Origin of the sequence: Microlunatus sagamiharensis, from assembly GCF_900105785.1 — a bacterium.
Classification (GTDB): Bacteria; Actinomycetota; Actinomycetes; order Propionibacteriales; family Propionibacteriaceae; genus Microlunatus; species Microlunatus sagamiharensis.
On the sequence record NZ_LT629799.1, the window covers coordinates 2,910,704 to 2,924,034 of the forward strand.

13 protein-coding genes are annotated in these 13,331 nt (G+C 74.5%); 5 read left to right on the forward strand and 8 right to left on the reverse strand.

What is annotated here, in order from left to right; all coding sequences use genetic code 11:
* Positions 1-116: 116 nt before the first annotated feature.
* Positions 117-2,597: an aminopeptidase N gene (pepN, locus tag BLU42_RS13350; protein ID WP_091075131.1), complete on the reverse strand. Its 2,481-nt coding sequence runs from the start codon at positions 2,595-2,597 to the stop codon at positions 117-119.
* Between the two features lie 134 nt (positions 2,598-2,731).
* Positions 2,732-3,232, reverse strand: a complete 501-nt coding sequence (gene ispF / locus BLU42_RS13355; protein WP_091075133.1) for a 2-C-methyl-D-erythritol 2,4-cyclodiphosphate synthase — start codon at positions 3,230-3,232, stop codon at positions 2,732-2,734.
* Between the two features lie 54 nt (positions 3,233-3,286).
* Between ispF and BLU42_RS13360 the strand changes: the two genes are divergently transcribed.
* Genes BLU42_RS13360 through BLU42_RS20645 form a run of 3 tightly spaced genes read left to right on the forward strand, consistent with a single transcriptional unit; the run spans position 3,287 to position 5,724 of the window.
* On the forward strand, positions 3,287-4,486 hold the full coding sequence (locus BLU42_RS13360; protein WP_091075135.1) for a GNAT family N-acetyltransferase: 1,200 nt from the start codon (positions 3,287-3,289) through the stop codon (positions 4,484-4,486).
* Between the two features lie 30 nt (positions 4,487-4,516).
* Positions 4,517-5,503, forward strand: a complete 987-nt coding sequence (locus tag BLU42_RS13365) for an aldo/keto reductase (protein ID WP_091075138.1) — start codon at positions 4,517-4,519, stop codon at positions 5,501-5,503.
* A gap of 59 nt (positions 5,504-5,562) precedes the next feature.
* Positions 5,563-5,724, forward strand: coding sequence for a hypothetical protein (locus BLU42_RS20645; protein WP_157719973.1), 162 nt, complete (start codon positions 5,563-5,565; stop codon positions 5,722-5,724).
* A 27-nt stretch (positions 5,725-5,751) separates the two neighbouring features.
* On the opposite strand, the gene BLU42_RS13370 is transcribed toward BLU42_RS20645, so the two are convergent.
* The 3 genes from BLU42_RS13370 to ychF all read right to left on the reverse strand — a co-directional run bounded on the left by BLU42_RS13370 (position 5,752) and on the right by ychF (position 7,705).
* Positions 5,752-6,171, reverse strand: a complete 420-nt coding sequence (locus tag BLU42_RS13370) for a hypothetical protein (RefSeq protein ID WP_091075139.1) — start codon at positions 6,169-6,171, stop codon at positions 5,752-5,754.
* Between the two features lie 92 nt (positions 6,172-6,263).
* Entirely contained in the window at positions 6,264-6,632 is a 369-nt protein-coding gene (locus BLU42_RS13375; protein ID WP_197680439.1) for a hypothetical protein, read from the reverse strand.
* Positions 6,632-7,705, reverse strand: coding sequence for a redox-regulated ATPase YchF (gene ychF / locus BLU42_RS13380; RefSeq protein WP_091075141.1), 1,074 nt, complete (start codon positions 7,703-7,705; stop codon positions 6,632-6,634). The genes BLU42_RS13375 and ychF overlap by 1 nt, the downstream gene beginning before the upstream one ends.
* A 103-nt stretch (positions 7,706-7,808) precedes the next feature.
* Here ychF and BLU42_RS13385 point away from each other — a divergent pair, with 103 nt between their 5' ends.
* Positions 7,809-8,267: a nuclear transport factor 2 family protein gene (locus BLU42_RS13385; RefSeq protein WP_091075143.1), complete on the forward strand. Its 459-nt coding sequence runs from the start codon at positions 7,809-7,811 to the stop codon at positions 8,265-8,267.
* Positions 8,268-8,341: 74 nt separating this feature from the next.
* Here BLU42_RS13385 and BLU42_RS21145 read toward each other — a convergent pair whose 3' ends face one another.
* Entirely contained in the window at positions 8,342-8,956 is a 615-nt protein-coding gene (locus BLU42_RS21145; RefSeq protein WP_197680440.1) for a DoxX family protein, read from the reverse strand.
* Between the two features lie 104 nt (positions 8,957-9,060).
* Complete coding sequence (locus BLU42_RS13395) at positions 9,061-10,338, reverse strand: M18 family aminopeptidase (protein WP_231918145.1); 1,278 nt, start codon at positions 10,336-10,338, stop codon at positions 9,061-9,063.
* A gap of 127 nt (positions 10,339-10,465) precedes the next feature.
* Here BLU42_RS13395 and BLU42_RS13400 point away from each other — a divergent pair, with 127 nt between their 5' ends.
* Positions 10,466-12,085, forward strand: a complete 1,620-nt coding sequence (locus BLU42_RS13400) for a DNA recombination protein RmuC (protein ID WP_231918146.1) — start codon at positions 10,466-10,468, stop codon at positions 12,083-12,085.
* A 209-nt stretch (positions 12,086-12,294) separates the two neighbouring features.
* Here BLU42_RS13400 and BLU42_RS13405 read toward each other — a convergent pair whose 3' ends face one another.
* A complete protein-coding gene (locus tag BLU42_RS13405) occupies positions 12,295-13,323 on the reverse strand; it encodes a 4-hydroxy-3-methylbut-2-enyl diphosphate reductase (RefSeq protein WP_091075146.1) in 1,029 nt (342 codons plus the stop codon).
* Positions 13,324-13,331: the final 8 nt, after the last annotated feature.

Consider the following 13,331-nt stretch of genomic DNA (forward strand, 5'->3'; position numbering starts at 1 on the left):
ATCAGCAACATGATTGTGACCTGACGTGAATGCTTCGACCGACTATGCACGCGCGCCCCAACGGCGACCGGAACACGGCTCTGACCAGGGCATTCGCCGGTCGCCCGGCACCGGTCTCACGGCCAGCGCGCGAGCGAGGCGACGGCGCGGCGGATCTTGTCGGTCCCGTCGACCACCGCCCGGCGCACCTGGGCGGCGAGATCGGTCCGCAGCGCCGCGTCCGCAGCCTGCAGCGCCTCCGGGGTCGCGGCGGTGCGCGGGAAGGCCTGCGTCGCCACCTGGCCGAGGGCCCAGCCCTCCCGGAACCGCGCCGTGCCGCCGATCTCGGCGAAGTAGCGCGCCACGTACGGGGTGGTGAGCTCCTCCTGCCCCGCGGTCCAGAACCCGTCGCCGGTGGCGTAGAGCTCGTAGGCGCCGGCCGGTGACGGCTCCACGAGCAGCCGCCAGGCCGCGGCCTTGGCCTCGGCGTCCGGGCGTGCGGCACGGGCGCGCGCGGCGTGGACCTGGCCGGAGGCGGAGGGGTCTCGAGCCAGCGCCTGGTCGAGCAGGCCGGTCCCGGTGCCCAGGGCGCACCAGCGCTCCACCACCGACCAGACCAGCTCGGGGTCGAGGCCCAGCCCGGGCGGCAGGTCGGTCCCGTCGAACCACGCGGCCAGGCGGTCCGGGTCGGTCTCGAGCCGGACGGCCTGCCGGAAGGAGACGAGCTGACGGTCCGAGCGCGGCGCGGCCCCGTCGACCAGGCGCCAGGCGACCTCGCGCACCCGGGCGGCACGCCCCGCCCGCTCCCCCACCGGCGCGTACACCCCGGCCAGCTGGGTCCGGGCGAAGGCGAGCACGGAGTCCCACACGACCTCGGAGCGCTGCTGCGGCAGCGAGGTCGCGACGAGGTCCAGGGCCGCGCGCGGGTCGAGGTCGGCGTCGCGGACCGCGTCGCGCACCGCGTTCCAGATCGCGACCGAGGCGGTCTCGTCCTGCAGCGTCGGCAGGGCGGCGGCCACGCGCTCCCAGCCGTCGGGGCCGAAGCGGACCTTGGCCCAGGCCACGTCGGTGGCGTCGGGGGTGACGAGCACGGCCGGACCGGCCACGGGGACGACCGGTGACGGCTCGCCGCCGACCGTGACCGGGTCGAGCACGGTGAGCGCAAGGGCCTCGTCGACCACCCCGACCTGCACCGTGTGCGGCCGGACCGGGGACCCCTCCGACGGGGTCGCGACCAGGCGCACGCCGGCGTCGGCGTGCTCGACGTCGAGGGTGTCCATGCCGGAGGTGCGCAGCCAGGCCTGCGCCCAGGCCGGCAGGTCCTGCGCCCCGGCCCGCGTCCACGAGCCGACGAGGTCGGCGAAGGTGGCGTTGCCGTACGCGTGGCTGCTGATGTGGTCGCGCAGCCCGTCGAGGAAGACGTCGTCGCCCACGTAGGTCGCGAGCTGGCGCAGCACGGCCGCGCCCTTGGCGTAGGAGATGCCGTCGAAGTTCTGCAGCGCCGCGGCCGCGTCGGGCGCCTCGTTGCCGGCGACCGGGTGGGTCGAGGGCGACTGGTCGGCGACCGAGCCCCAGTCCTTGCGGGCGATGCCGAACTCGGTCCACAGCGCGTACGGGGTCGCCTCGGTGCAGCAGCGGTGCGCCAGGTACTCCGCGAACGACTCGTTGAGCCACAGGTCGTCCCACCAGCGCATGGTCACGAGGTCCCCGAACCACTGGTGGGCCATCTCGTGGGCGATCGTGCCGGCGCGGGTGCCCTGCTCGGCGTGGGTGATGCGACCGCGCGGCACGTAGCTGTCGCGGAAGGTGACGCAGCCCGGGTTCTCCATCGCGCCGGCGTTGAAGTCGGGCACGAAGGCCTGGTGGTACTCCCCGAAGGGGTACCGGATGCCGAAGAGGCGGTGGTAGTAGTCGAACGACGCGGCCGTGACCGCGAGCATGTCGGGCGCCTGCGCCTCGAGCTCCGCACGCAGTGACGCGCGCACGTGCAGCCCGAGCGGGATGCCGTCGTGCTCGCCGTGGACCGACGCGTACGGACCCGCGACCAGCGTCGTGAAGTACGTGGACAGCGGGTGCGCCGAGACGATGCGCCACCGGCCCGGCTCCAGGACCTCCGCCGGACCGTTGCCCAGCACGGTCCAGCCGACGGGCGCGGTGACGTCGAAGGTGCACCGGGTCTTGAGGTCGGGCTGGTCGAAGCAGGCGTACCAGCGCGGCGCCGCGTCGAGGAACGACATCGCGTAGAGGTAGGTGCGCCCGTCGGCGGGGTCGACGTGGCGGTGCAGGCCCTCCCCGTCGCTGGAGTAGCCCATCCGGCCCTCGACCTCGAGCACGTTGTCGGCCTGCAGCCCGGTCAGCGGGATGCGCGCCCGGGACCAGGCGGCGAGGTCGAGCGGGCGACCGTTGAGCACGGCCGCGGTGAGCTCCTCCCCGGCGAAGTCCACGAAGGTCTCGGACGCGGTGCTGGAGAAGCGGATGACGCTGCGCGAGCCGAAGGTCGGTCCCGCCTCGTCGGTGAGGTCGAGGGCCACCTCGACGCTCTGCACCGAGACCGCGCCGGCGCGGACCTCGGCCTCGGCCCGGGTGAGGCTGGTGCGCCCGTCGGCGCCCGCGCTCACGCCTGCACCGCGGCGACCGGCGCCGGCCCGCGGAGCCCCTCGCCGACGGCTCGGTCGTGGGAGGTGCTCGTCCGGGGGGCGGGGGTCGTCATGCCCGGCAGTCTGCCCCGCACCACCGCCCCGGGCGTGGGCGGTCAGGTGTGCTGCTCGGCGCCGAGCGGCGACAGCAGCAGGCTGACCGACGCGCTGGCCGCCTCGCCACGGCCCTCCGGACCGAGCCCGTCGGCAGAGCGCGCCTTCACCGAGACGCGGTCGAGGTCCACGCCGAGGGCGACGGCGAGGTTGGACCGCATGGCCTCCAGGTGGGGCCGGAGGCGCACCGTCCCGAGCACCACGAAGCTGTCGAGGGAGGAGACCATCCAGCCCCGTTCGCGGACCCGTGCGGCGAAGGCGACGACGAAGTCCAGGCTGCGGGCCTCCTCGGCGTCCGGGTCGTCCTCGGGGAAGTGCGTGCCGAGGTCCCCGTCCGCCATCGCCCCGGCGAGGGCGTCGACGACGGCGTGGCTGAGGACGTCGCCGTCGGAGTGGGTGTCGAAGCCCGCGGGCGCCGGCACCTCGACCCCGCCGAGCACCAGGCGCCGGCCCGGGACGAGCCGGTGGATGTCCCAGCCGATGCCGGTGCGCAGGTCGCTCATCCGCGACAGACTAGGCAGCGGCCGCCCCGGGCCTCTGCAGGGCAGGATGGGGCGATGACCACGACGGTGCGGCGGCTCGGACCCGAGGCATCGGCCGCGTCGCAGCGGCTGGGCCACGAGGCGTTCGGCGTGCCGGCGTCCACCACGGGTCCGCCCGCGGAGCCGCGCTCGCTCGATCTGCCGGGCTGGCACTGGTGGGGCGTCACCGAGGGCGACCGGCTGCTGGCGCAGGCGGCCGACCGCGAGTTCGACGGGTGGTTCGGCGGCCGGGTGCTGCCCGTGGCCGGCATCGCCGGGGTCACCGTCGCCGCCGAGGCCCGCGGCCGGGGCGTGCTCGGTCCGGTGCTGCTCGCCCTGCTCGAGGGGGCGCGCGAGCGGGGCGCCGTGGTGTCCACCATGTTCCCCAGCGCGCCCGGCATCTACCGCCGCACCGGCTACGAGTCCATCGCCGGCGTCCGCGTCGTCGACGTCCCCAGCGCCTCGCTCGCCGGCCTGCGACCCGGGGGCGAGGTGACCCTGCGCCGGGCCGAGCCGGTCGACGCCGAGCGCGTCCGGAGGCTCTACGACGCCTGGGCCGCCGGCGTCGACGGCGCGCTGACGCGGCGCGGCGTCTCCTTCACCACGACCGACGAGGAGCTCGTGGGCGGGCCGACCGGGGTCACCCTGGCCGAGGCCCCCGACGGCCGGCTGCTCGGCTACGCCTCCTGGCTGCGCGGCCGCGGCGACGGCAGCGGTCCCGAGCTCGTCGTGGACGACCTGCTCGCGACGGAGGTCGACGCGTACGCCGCCCTGCTCGGCATGCTCGGCAGCTTCGCCAGCGTGGCGTCGACCGTGCGGCTGCGCACGACCGCCGACGACCTCGTCCGCGTGCTCCTCGGATCCCTGGCCTGGACGACGGTGCAGGACGAGCTCTACATGCTCAAGGTGCTCGACGTGGAGGCCGCCTTCACCGGCGCGGCCTGCTCGCCGGCCCTGACCGCCGCGCTCGGCTTCCACCTGAGCGGTGACGTGCTCCCCGGCCTCGACGGGGCGTACGCGGTCACGGCGTCGGGCGGCCTGGTGCACTGCGAGCGGGCCGTCGTGACCGGCGACCGGACGCTCTCGCCGCGCGGGCTCGCCCTGCTCGTCACCGGCGCGCGGCCCTGCCGTGACCTGCGCGCCCTCGGCCTCCTCGTCGGCGGTGACCGGGCCGAGGACGCGACCTGGGACGCGCTGGTCGCCGGTCGCGTGCGCGGGGTCCTGGACCACTTCTGACGCGGACCCGGCCGAGGGACGAGGAGCGAGATGAGCCAGAGCGCGGCAGTCGGCGACGGGCCCGTGGTCGGGGTGGGCCTGGCCGCGGTCGGCCGCCCGGCGTACATCACCCCGGGTCGTGACCGGGACCTCGGCCGCTCGCGCTCGGTCGAGGAGCTGGAGGCCGACGCCCGCTCCGTGCTCGACGCCGCGTACGCCGCCGGGGTCCGCTACGTCGACGCCGCCCGCTCCTACGGGCTCGCCGAGCGGTTCCTCGGCGGCTGGCTCTCGACCCGGGCGGACCGACTGGGGTCGGCCGACGTCACCGTCGCCTCGAAGTGGGGCTACGCCTACGTCGGCGGGTGGCGCCTCGACGCCGAGGTGCATGAGGTCAAGGACCACTCGCTCGACGCCTTCGAGCGCCAGGTGGAGGAGACGCGGGCGGCGTTGGGCCGGCTGCCGGACGTCTACCAGGTCCACTCCCTCACCCCGGACAGCCCGGCGCTGACCGACGCCGCCCTGCACCGCCGGCTGGCCGGCCTGCGCGACGGCGGGACGGCGGTCGGCTTCTCGACCTCCGGGCCACGGCAGGCCGACGTGGTGCGCCGCGCGCTCACCCTCGAGGTCGGCGGCGCCCGTCTCTTCGCCGTCGTGCAGTCGACCTGGAACGTCCTCGAGCCCTCCGCCGGACCGGCGCTGGCCGAGGCCCGGCGCGCCGGCCTGCGGGTGGTGGTCAAGGAGGCGGTGGCCAACGGCCGCCTCGTCGGGGTGGAGGCCGACCCCGCGCCGGGCGTCGCCGCCGTGCTGCGCCTCGCCGGCCAGCTGGGCGTCACGCCCGACCAGGTCGCCGTGGCCGCCGCCCTCGCCCAGCCCTGGGCCTCGGTCGTCCTCTCCGGCGCCGTCACCCCGGACCAGCTGCGGAGCAACCTCGGCGCCGCCCGGGTCGACCTGCCCCCGGGCTGGTTGGACGACGTCCTGGCCGCCCGCGAGCAGCCCGAGGCCTACTGGCGGGAGCGCTCCGCGCGCGCCTGGACCTGAACCGCAACCGTCGGCGCGGGTCGGGAGGTAGAAGCAGCGACGACGAGAGGAGGCCGCTGGTGGCCGACAAGTTGGGCAAGGGCAGCGACACCGCCAAGAAGGCGAACGCCAAGGCGGCGAAGGAGGGCAAGAAGAACCCGCGGAAGTCCTCCGCCGCCCAGGCCGAGCTGGGCAAGAAGGGCGGCAAGGCCAAGAAGGCCAAGAAGGCCAAGAACAAGTAGGACCGCCTCACGCCTCCCGGCGCACGATCAGACGGGGCAGCCGCAGTGCTGCCCGTGCGCGGTTGGGAACCGGCAGCCGAGCGGCACCCCGGGCCGCCACTTCGGCGAACGGGCCTCCGGGTGGCGGTAGCTGCCGTCGGCCGCGATCTTCAGCTCCTTGACGATGCAGACGGGGCACCAGGCCGTCTCGGCGCTGAAGGGCCACTCCTTGCCGGACGTCTCGGTCGAGGTGTCCTCGTCGACGGCCCGGACCCACGCCGCGTCGACCTCCTCGTCGGACAGCGGGACCAACGCGGGGTTGCCCTCGCCGTACTTCTTGAGCGTGCGGCAGGTGGTCAGGTGCAGCTCGCGCTCGGCGCCGACCACGGGCTGGGTGTTCGCGACGACCGATTCGGTGGTGACCCGGTAGACACGACCGCGGAACAGTGCTTCGGCTTCGATGGACATCGGTGGAGAACCTCCGTTTGGGTCGGGCAGGAGCGTGAGGACGCCACTGTCGATCATGAGTGAACCAGGTGCGGACGCATGGCCCGTCCGGATCAGGGGTCGGGGCGCACCCGGGGCCAGAGCTCGGCCACCAGCGCCGCGTAACGCTCGGGCCGTCCGGCGGTGTCGGCGTCGAACCAGCGTACGAACTCCGCGTGCACCAGGGCGAGCAGGTCGGCCTCGGACCGGACCCGCGGGAGCCGCACCACGATGGACTCCGCCTCGCCGCGGTACTCGTCGACGTTGTCCTCGCCCGCGATGCCGATCGGGTCGTGCCGGTAGAGCAGCGCCTCCACCTCGGCCGCGAGCTCCTCGCGCCCGGCCAGCGCGCGACGGCGGGCGAGGCGCACGGCGTCCGCGCGGGACGCGGCGTCGCGCCCCTCGCAGACCCGGACGTCCTCGTCCTCCCCCGGAGCGGCCATCAGACGTTGAAGCGGAACTCCACCACGTCGCCGTCGGCCATCACGTAGTCCTTGCCCTCCAGGCGGACCTGGCCCTTGGCGCGGGCGTTGTTGACCGAGCCGGCGGCGACCAGGTCGTCGTACGACACGATCTCGGCCTTGATGAAGCCCTTCTGGAAGTCGGTGTGGATCACCCCGGCCGCCTCGGGCGCGGTGGCGCCCTGCGGGATCGTCCAGGCACGCGACTCCTTCGGCCCGGCGGTCAGGTAGGTCTGCAGCCCGAGCGTGGCGAACGCGACCCGCGCGAGGTGGTCGAGGCCCGGCTCGTCCATGCCCATCTCGGCGAGGAGCTCGCGCGCCTCGTCGGGCTCCATCTCGACGAGCTCGGACTCGATCTTGGCGTCGAGGAAGATCGCCTCGGCCGGGGCGACGATGCCGCGCAACCGGTCGAGCAGGGCGGTGTCGGCCAGCTCGTCGGAGTCGCAGTTGAAGACGTAGAGGAACGGCTTGGCCGTGAGCAGGAAGAGCTCGCGCAGCGGCTCGCGGTCGAGGCCGGCGGCGAAGACGGTGCGCCCTGAGTCGAGCACCTGCTGCGCCTCCTTGACCGCGGCGATGACGGCGAGCTTGTCCTTGTTGGTCCGCGCCTCCTTCTCCAGCCGCGGCAGGGCGCGCTCGAGGGTCTGCAGGTCGGCCAGGATCAGCTCGGTGTTGATGGTCTCGATGTCGTTGGACGGCTCGACCTCGCCCTCGACGTGGGTGACGTCGGGGTCGGTGAAGACCCGGGTGACCTGGCAGATCGCGTCGGCCTCGCGGATGTGGGACAGGAAGGCATTGCCCATGCCCTCGCCCTGGCTCGCCCCGCGGACGATGCCGGCGATGTCGACGAAGCTGACGGTCGCCGGGACGGTGCGCTCGGAGGAGAACAGCCCACCCAGCACCCCGAGCCGCGGGTCCGGGACCCCGACCACGCCGACGTTGGGCTCGATGGTCGCGAACGGGTAGTTCGCGGCGAGGACGTCGTTGCGGGTCAGGGCGTTGAACAGGGTGGACTTGCCCGCGTTGGGGAGTCCGACGATGCCGATGGTGAGCGCCACGTCGGCCCAGCCTAGTGACTCGCAGGGGTCCCAGCGACCGCGTCGACGGGCCGACGCACCGGACTCCCGGGCGTGGCGTCCCCACGTGGCCTAGCGTCCAGTCATGGCCGACCGACCGCCCCTGCCCCCGTTCACCCGTGAGACCGCCGCCGCGAAGGTCCAGGCCGCGGAGGACGCGTGGAACAGCCGCGACCCGGAGCGGGTCTCGGTCGCGTACACAGGGGACTCGCGCTGGCGCAACCGCGACACCTTCGTCACCGGTCGCGAGGAGATCGTCGCCTTCCTCACCGCGAAGTGGGAGCGCGAGCTCGACTACGCCCTGCGCAAGTCGTTGTGGGCCTTCACCGACGACCGGATCGCGGTGCGCTTCCAGTACGAGTGCCGCGACGCGGACGGGCGCTGGTGGCGCAGCTACGGCAACGAGAACTGGGAGTTCGACGCGCACGGGCTGATGCGGCGCCGCGAGGCGAGCATCGACGACGTCGCGATCGCCGAGGCCGACCGGCGGATCTTCGGCGCCCGGCCCGAGAGCGAGCGCGGGGTCGAGCTCCCCCTCCGGTGACACGACAGCCGCCCAGGTCGGGACCTGGGCGGCTGACGGAGACGTGCGGGACCGCGTGGCGGTCCAGCCGGTGCCTAGAGACCGGCCTCGCGGGCCTCGCGGGCGCGGCGGCGGCGCTTGGCGCCGAACAGCGCCCGGTCGAGGGAGATCTTGCCCGCGCCGGTGACGGCGAGGACGAGGGCGACGACGCCAGTCAGGGCGGCGAACTCGTAGCCGTTGTCGGCGACGAAGAAGCCGTGGGGCAGGTGCACGAGGTAGACGGCCAGGGCCATCGCCGCCGCGTACGCGATCCCGACGACCACGGTGAAGAGCCCGACGACCATCGCGAGCCCGCCGACCAGCTCGAGCACGATGATCAGCACGCCGGCCACCTGCGCGTACGGGACGCCCAGCTGCGCGAAGCCGGACTGGGTCGCGGCGAACGAGCCGCCGCCCTGCAGGAAGAACTTCTGGTAGCCGTGCGCGATCATCACCGCGGCAAGGCCCAGGCGCAGGACGAGCAGGCCGAGGTCGTCGCGGACGTGGCCGCGGGGCCGGACCGGCTTGACGGCGGGGTCACCGAGGCCGTCGCGGGCCTCGGGGCCGGTCGGGCGCGGATCGTCCGTGGCCGTGGGGCGCGAGCCGTCCGTGGCCGTCGTGCCGGTCGCGTACCCGGTGGGCCGGGTCGGCGGGGTGTAGGAGCTGGACACCGTCGGTCCTCCGAGCGTCGTCGGCCCGTGGGGTGGGCCGTGGACGACACACCGTAGGGGTGCGGGCCGCCGATCCCAGGGACGCTCGCCGGGGCCGGGAGGGTTCAGTCGGACCAGTACGCGGTCAGCGCGCGGGCGAGGTCGTGCGGGTCGCGGCTCCCGGTGAGCTCGCGCGCCGAGTGCATGGACAGGGTCGGGATGCCGACGTCGACGACGTCGATGCCCAGCCGGGTGGCGGTCAGCGGCCCGATGGTGGAGCCGCAGGGCATGGCGTTGTTGGAGACGAAGGCCTGCACCCCGACGCCGGCCCGGCGGCAGACCGCGCGCCAGCGGGCCGTGCCGCGGGCCTCGGTCGCGTAGCGCTGGTTGGCGTTGATCTTGAGCAGCGGGCCCGAGTTGAGCAGCGGCCGGTTGGCGGGGTCGTGGCGCTCGGGGTAGTTGGGGTGGACCGCGTGGCCCGCGTCGGCGGACACGCAGAAGGAGCGCGCCCAGGCGCGGTGCTGCTCGTCGGTGCCCGCGCCGAGCGCGGCGCCGGTGCGCGTCAGCACGTCGGCGAGCAGGGGTCCGGAGGCGCCCGAGCGGCTCGCGCTGCCGAGCTCCTCGTGGTCGAAGGCGGCGAGCACGGCGATCTCGTCGCTGTCCCCCGCCGCGAGCAGCGCGGTCACGCTCGCGTGGACGGAGGCGAGGTTGTCCAGGCGCGCGGAGGCGAAGAACTCGCCCTCGGCGCCGAAGACCGCCGGCGACGCGGTGTCGAAGGCCAGCAGGTCGTAGCCGTCGACGTCGGACGCGCTCGCACCGATCCGGCTCGCCACGTGGTCGAGCACCCCGGCGCCGGGCAGGCCCACGCCGAAGACGGGGGCCGTGTGGTGCTGCCGGTCGAGCTTGAGCCCCGTCTCCCCGATCGCGCGGTCGAGGTGGATGGCGAGCTGCGGGATGCGCAGCACCGCGCCGGTGCGGACGAGCTCGGTGCGCCCGTCGCGCAGCACGAGGCGACCGGCGAGGCCGAGCTCGCGGTCGAGCCAGGAGTTGAGCAGCGGCCCGCCGTAGACCTCCCAGCCGAGCTGGTGCCACCCGTACGCCGACAGGTCGGGCCGGGGCTTGAGCTGGAAGGTCGGCGAGTCGGTGTGGGAGCCGACGATGCGGAAGGGCGTCAGCGGCCCTGCACCCTCCGGGACGCGCCAGGCGACGAGCGCGCCGTCGCGCACGAGGAAGTGGCCGCCGGGGCCCGCGTCCCAGGCCTCCGCCTCGTCCTGCTCGACGTAACCGGCCGCGGCCAGGCGGCGCGCGCCCTCGGCCGCGGCGTGGAAGGACGTCGGCGAGGCCCGGACGAAGGCCGCGAGGTCCTCGACGTGGGCGGTGGCGGGGTCGTCGGTGGCGGGCACGCGACCACCGTAGACGCGCGGTCGGACGCCCGACGGGCCGACCACGACGGCCCTCCGGCCCGCGTCACACGCGGCGCGCCGAGCGGCGTCGGCGGTTGTGTCAGTGGCTCCCGGCATGCTCGGACGCATGAACGGGTTGTCGGTGCTCCTGCTGCTGCTGGCGCTGCTGGCCGGCCTCGTCGCCGGGGTGGTCGGCGGCATGACGGTCGGCCGTCGGCTGGCGCGCTCCGAGCTCGACACGGCCGACGCCCACACGTCGGCGGCCCTGGCCGCCGCCCGGGCCGAGGTGGCCGACGCCCAGGCCGGGGCCGCCCAGGCCCGGACCGAGGCGGCCACCGCGCGCGCGGAGGCCGCGAGCGCCCGTGCCGAGATCGGCCAGGCACGCGCCGACGTCGCCGAGGCCAAGGCCGGGGTGTCCGACGCCCGCAGCGAGGCCGCGGCCGCGCAGGCCGAGGCGGCGACCGTCGCCGCGGAGATGGCCGGTGCGGTCGCCCAGCGCGACGCCGCCGTCGCCCGGGCCGCCGAGGTGGCCGCCGACCGCGAGGCGCTGCTCAACCACTTCAAGGTCGTCTCCGCCGAGACCCTCGAGCGCCAGGGCAAGAGCGCCGACGCCGTCCACGAGACCCGGATGAAGGCGACCGCCGAGCTGATGGCGCCCGTGCGCGAGCAGCTCGGGCTGCTCAGCACCCGCCTCACCGAGGTCGAGAAGGAGCGGGTCGCGATGTCGGTCGACCTGCGCGCGCAGGTGCAGACCGTGCGGCAGACGGGCGAGACCCTGCGCCGCGAGACCTCCGCCCTGGTGACCGCGCTGCGCAAGCCGCAGATCCGCGGCTCGTGGGGCGAGACCCAGCTCAAGCGGGTCGCCGAGATCGCCGGGATGCTCGACCGCTGCGACTTCGAGCTCCAGCACACGATGTCGGCCGACGACAAGACGCTCCGCCCAGACATGCGGGTCAACCTCGCCGAGGGCAAGCACGTCTTCGTCGACTCCAAGGTGCCGCTGTCGGCCTTCCTCGAGGCGGCCGAGGCGGAGGACGACGCGGGTCGGGGCGAGGCGCTGGTCCGCTACGGCCGCCACGTGCGCACCCACGTCGACCAGCTCTCGACCAAGCAGTACTGGAAGAGCGGCGAGACGCCGGAGTTCGTGGTGCTCTTCCTGCCCAGCGAGGCGTTCTTCGCCGCGGCGCTCGACCAGGTCCCCGACCTGTACGACTACGCCGCCAGGCGCAACGTCGTCCTGGCGACGCCGACGACGCTCATCGGCCTGCTGCGCGCGGTCGCGTACGGCTGGCGCCAGGCCGCGCTGGCCGAGAGCGCCGCCGAGGTGTTCCGCCTCGGTCGCGAGCTGCACGAGCGCCTCGGCGTCATGGGCAGCCGCCTGGACAAGCTCGGCCGGGCGCTGCAGGGCTCGGTGAAGGCGTACAACGAGACGGTGGCCACGGTCGAGAGCCGGGTGCTCGTGCAGGCCCGACGCTTCTCCGACCTCAAGGTCACCGAGGCCGAGCTCACCGGGCTGACGCAGCTCGAGGCCACCACGCGCCAGATCCAGGCCCCCGAGCTCGTCGAGGACGCCACCCAGGTCGAGCCGATCATCGGGCGCACCAGCAAGCGGCGCGGTCGTGGCTCGACGGCGATGACGCCGGCCATCCCCGAGGTCGACGAGCTCGTCCGTCCCGAGCCCGACCTCTGGGAGCTCGTGGCCGACGAGGCCCCGGCGGACGACGAGCGGGAGGCGCGCTCGTCCTGATCGAGGCGGGTCGCACGCGTACGCCCTGAGCTGCGAAGCCGAAGGACGCTCCCTGAGCCTGTCGAAGGGCCCGGAACGGGTTGGCGTCTCTTCTGCGGACGGGCGAGCACGCCGACCTCTTCGAGGCCCTTCGACAAGCTCAGGGAGCGTTCTCTGCGCTCATCCTCCGAGGAGTTCAGGGAGCTCCTCTGCCGCTGTTGGTCGGGCGGTCAGTCGCCCTTGACGCTGCGCTTGAGACCGCGGCGCAGCTCGGGCGGGAGGGCGAAGACGAGGGACTCCTCGGTCAGCTTCTCCTCGCGGGCGGTCGGGTAGCCCCGCTCGACCAGGAGGTCGAGGACACCCCGGACGAGGTTGTCCGGGACCGACGCGCCGCTGGTCACGCCGACCGAGGCGACGCCGTCGAACCAGGCGAGGTCGACCTCGCCGGCGTTGTCCACGCGGTGCGCAGCCTTGGCGCCCGCCTCGAGCGCGACCTCGACCAGACGTACGGAGTTGGACGAGTTCGCCGAGCCGACGACGATCACCAGGTCGGAGTGCGCGGCGATCTGCTTGACCGCCGCCTGACGATTGGTCGTGGCGTAGCAGATGTCGTCGCTGGGCGGGTCGAGCAGCTGCGGGAACCGCTCGCGGAGCCGGCCCACGGTCTCGAGCGTCTCGTCGACGCTGAGCGTGGTCTGGCTCAGCCACGCGAGGCGGCTGGGGTCCTTCACCTCGAGGGTGTCGACGTCGGCCGGGGACTGCACGAGGGTGGTGCGCTCGGGCGCCTCGCCCATCGTCCCCTCGACCTCCTCGTGGCCGGCGTGGCCGATGAGCAGGATCTCGCGGTCCTCGCGGGCGAAGCGGCGCGCCTCGTGGTGGACCTTGGTCACCAGCGGGCAAGTCGCGTCGATCGCCTGCAGGCCGCGCTCGACCGCCTCGGCCTTGACCGCCGGGGAGACGCCGTGGGCGCTGAACACCACGGTCGAGCCCGGGGGCACCTCGTCGAGCTCCTCGACGAACACCGCCCCGCGCGCCGCGAGGTCCTCGACGACGTGCCGGTTGTGCACGATCTGCTTGCGGACGTAGACGGGGGCGCCGTACGCCTCGAGCGCCTTCTCCACGGTGATGACGGCGCGGTCGACGCCCGCGCAGTAGCCACGGGGTGCCGCGACGACGACCTGCTTCTCCCCCGCGGGCGCCGGCGCGGCGGGCAGCAGGTCGAGGGTGGCGCTCGGGCTCGCTGCGGGGGTCTCGGCCATGTCCTGAG

Coding starts and splice junctions, on each gene's coding strand:
- BLU42_RS13375 (WP_197680439.1), bottom strand. CDS start 6,632: ATGGCCGCTCCGGGGGAGGACGAGGACGTCCGGGTCTGCGAGGGGCGC.
- BLU42_RS13385 (WP_091075143.1), top strand. CDS start 7,809: ATGGCCGACCGACCGCCCCTGCCCCCGTTCACCCGTGAGACCGCCGCC.
- BLU42_RS13365 (WP_091075138.1), top strand. CDS start 4,517: ATGAGCCAGAGCGCGGCAGTCGGCGACGGGCCCGTGGTCGGGGTGGGC.
- BLU42_RS13360 (WP_091075135.1), top strand. CDS start 3,287: ATGACCACGACGGTGCGGCGGCTCGGACCCGAGGCATCGGCCGCGTCG.
- BLU42_RS13405 (WP_091075146.1), bottom strand. CDS start 13,323: ATGGCCGAGACCCCCGCAGCGAGCCCGAGCGCCACCCTCGACCTGCTG.
- BLU42_RS13400 (WP_231918146.1), top strand. CDS start 10,466: ATGAACGGGTTGTCGGTGCTCCTGCTGCTGCTGGCGCTGCTGGCCGGC.
- ispF (WP_091075133.1), bottom strand. CDS start 3,232: ATGAGCGACCTGCGCACCGGCATCGGCTGGGACATCCACCGGCTCGTC.
- BLU42_RS13370 (WP_091075139.1), bottom strand. CDS start 6,171: ATGTCCATCGAAGCCGAAGCACTGTTCCGCGGTCGTGTCTACCGGGTC.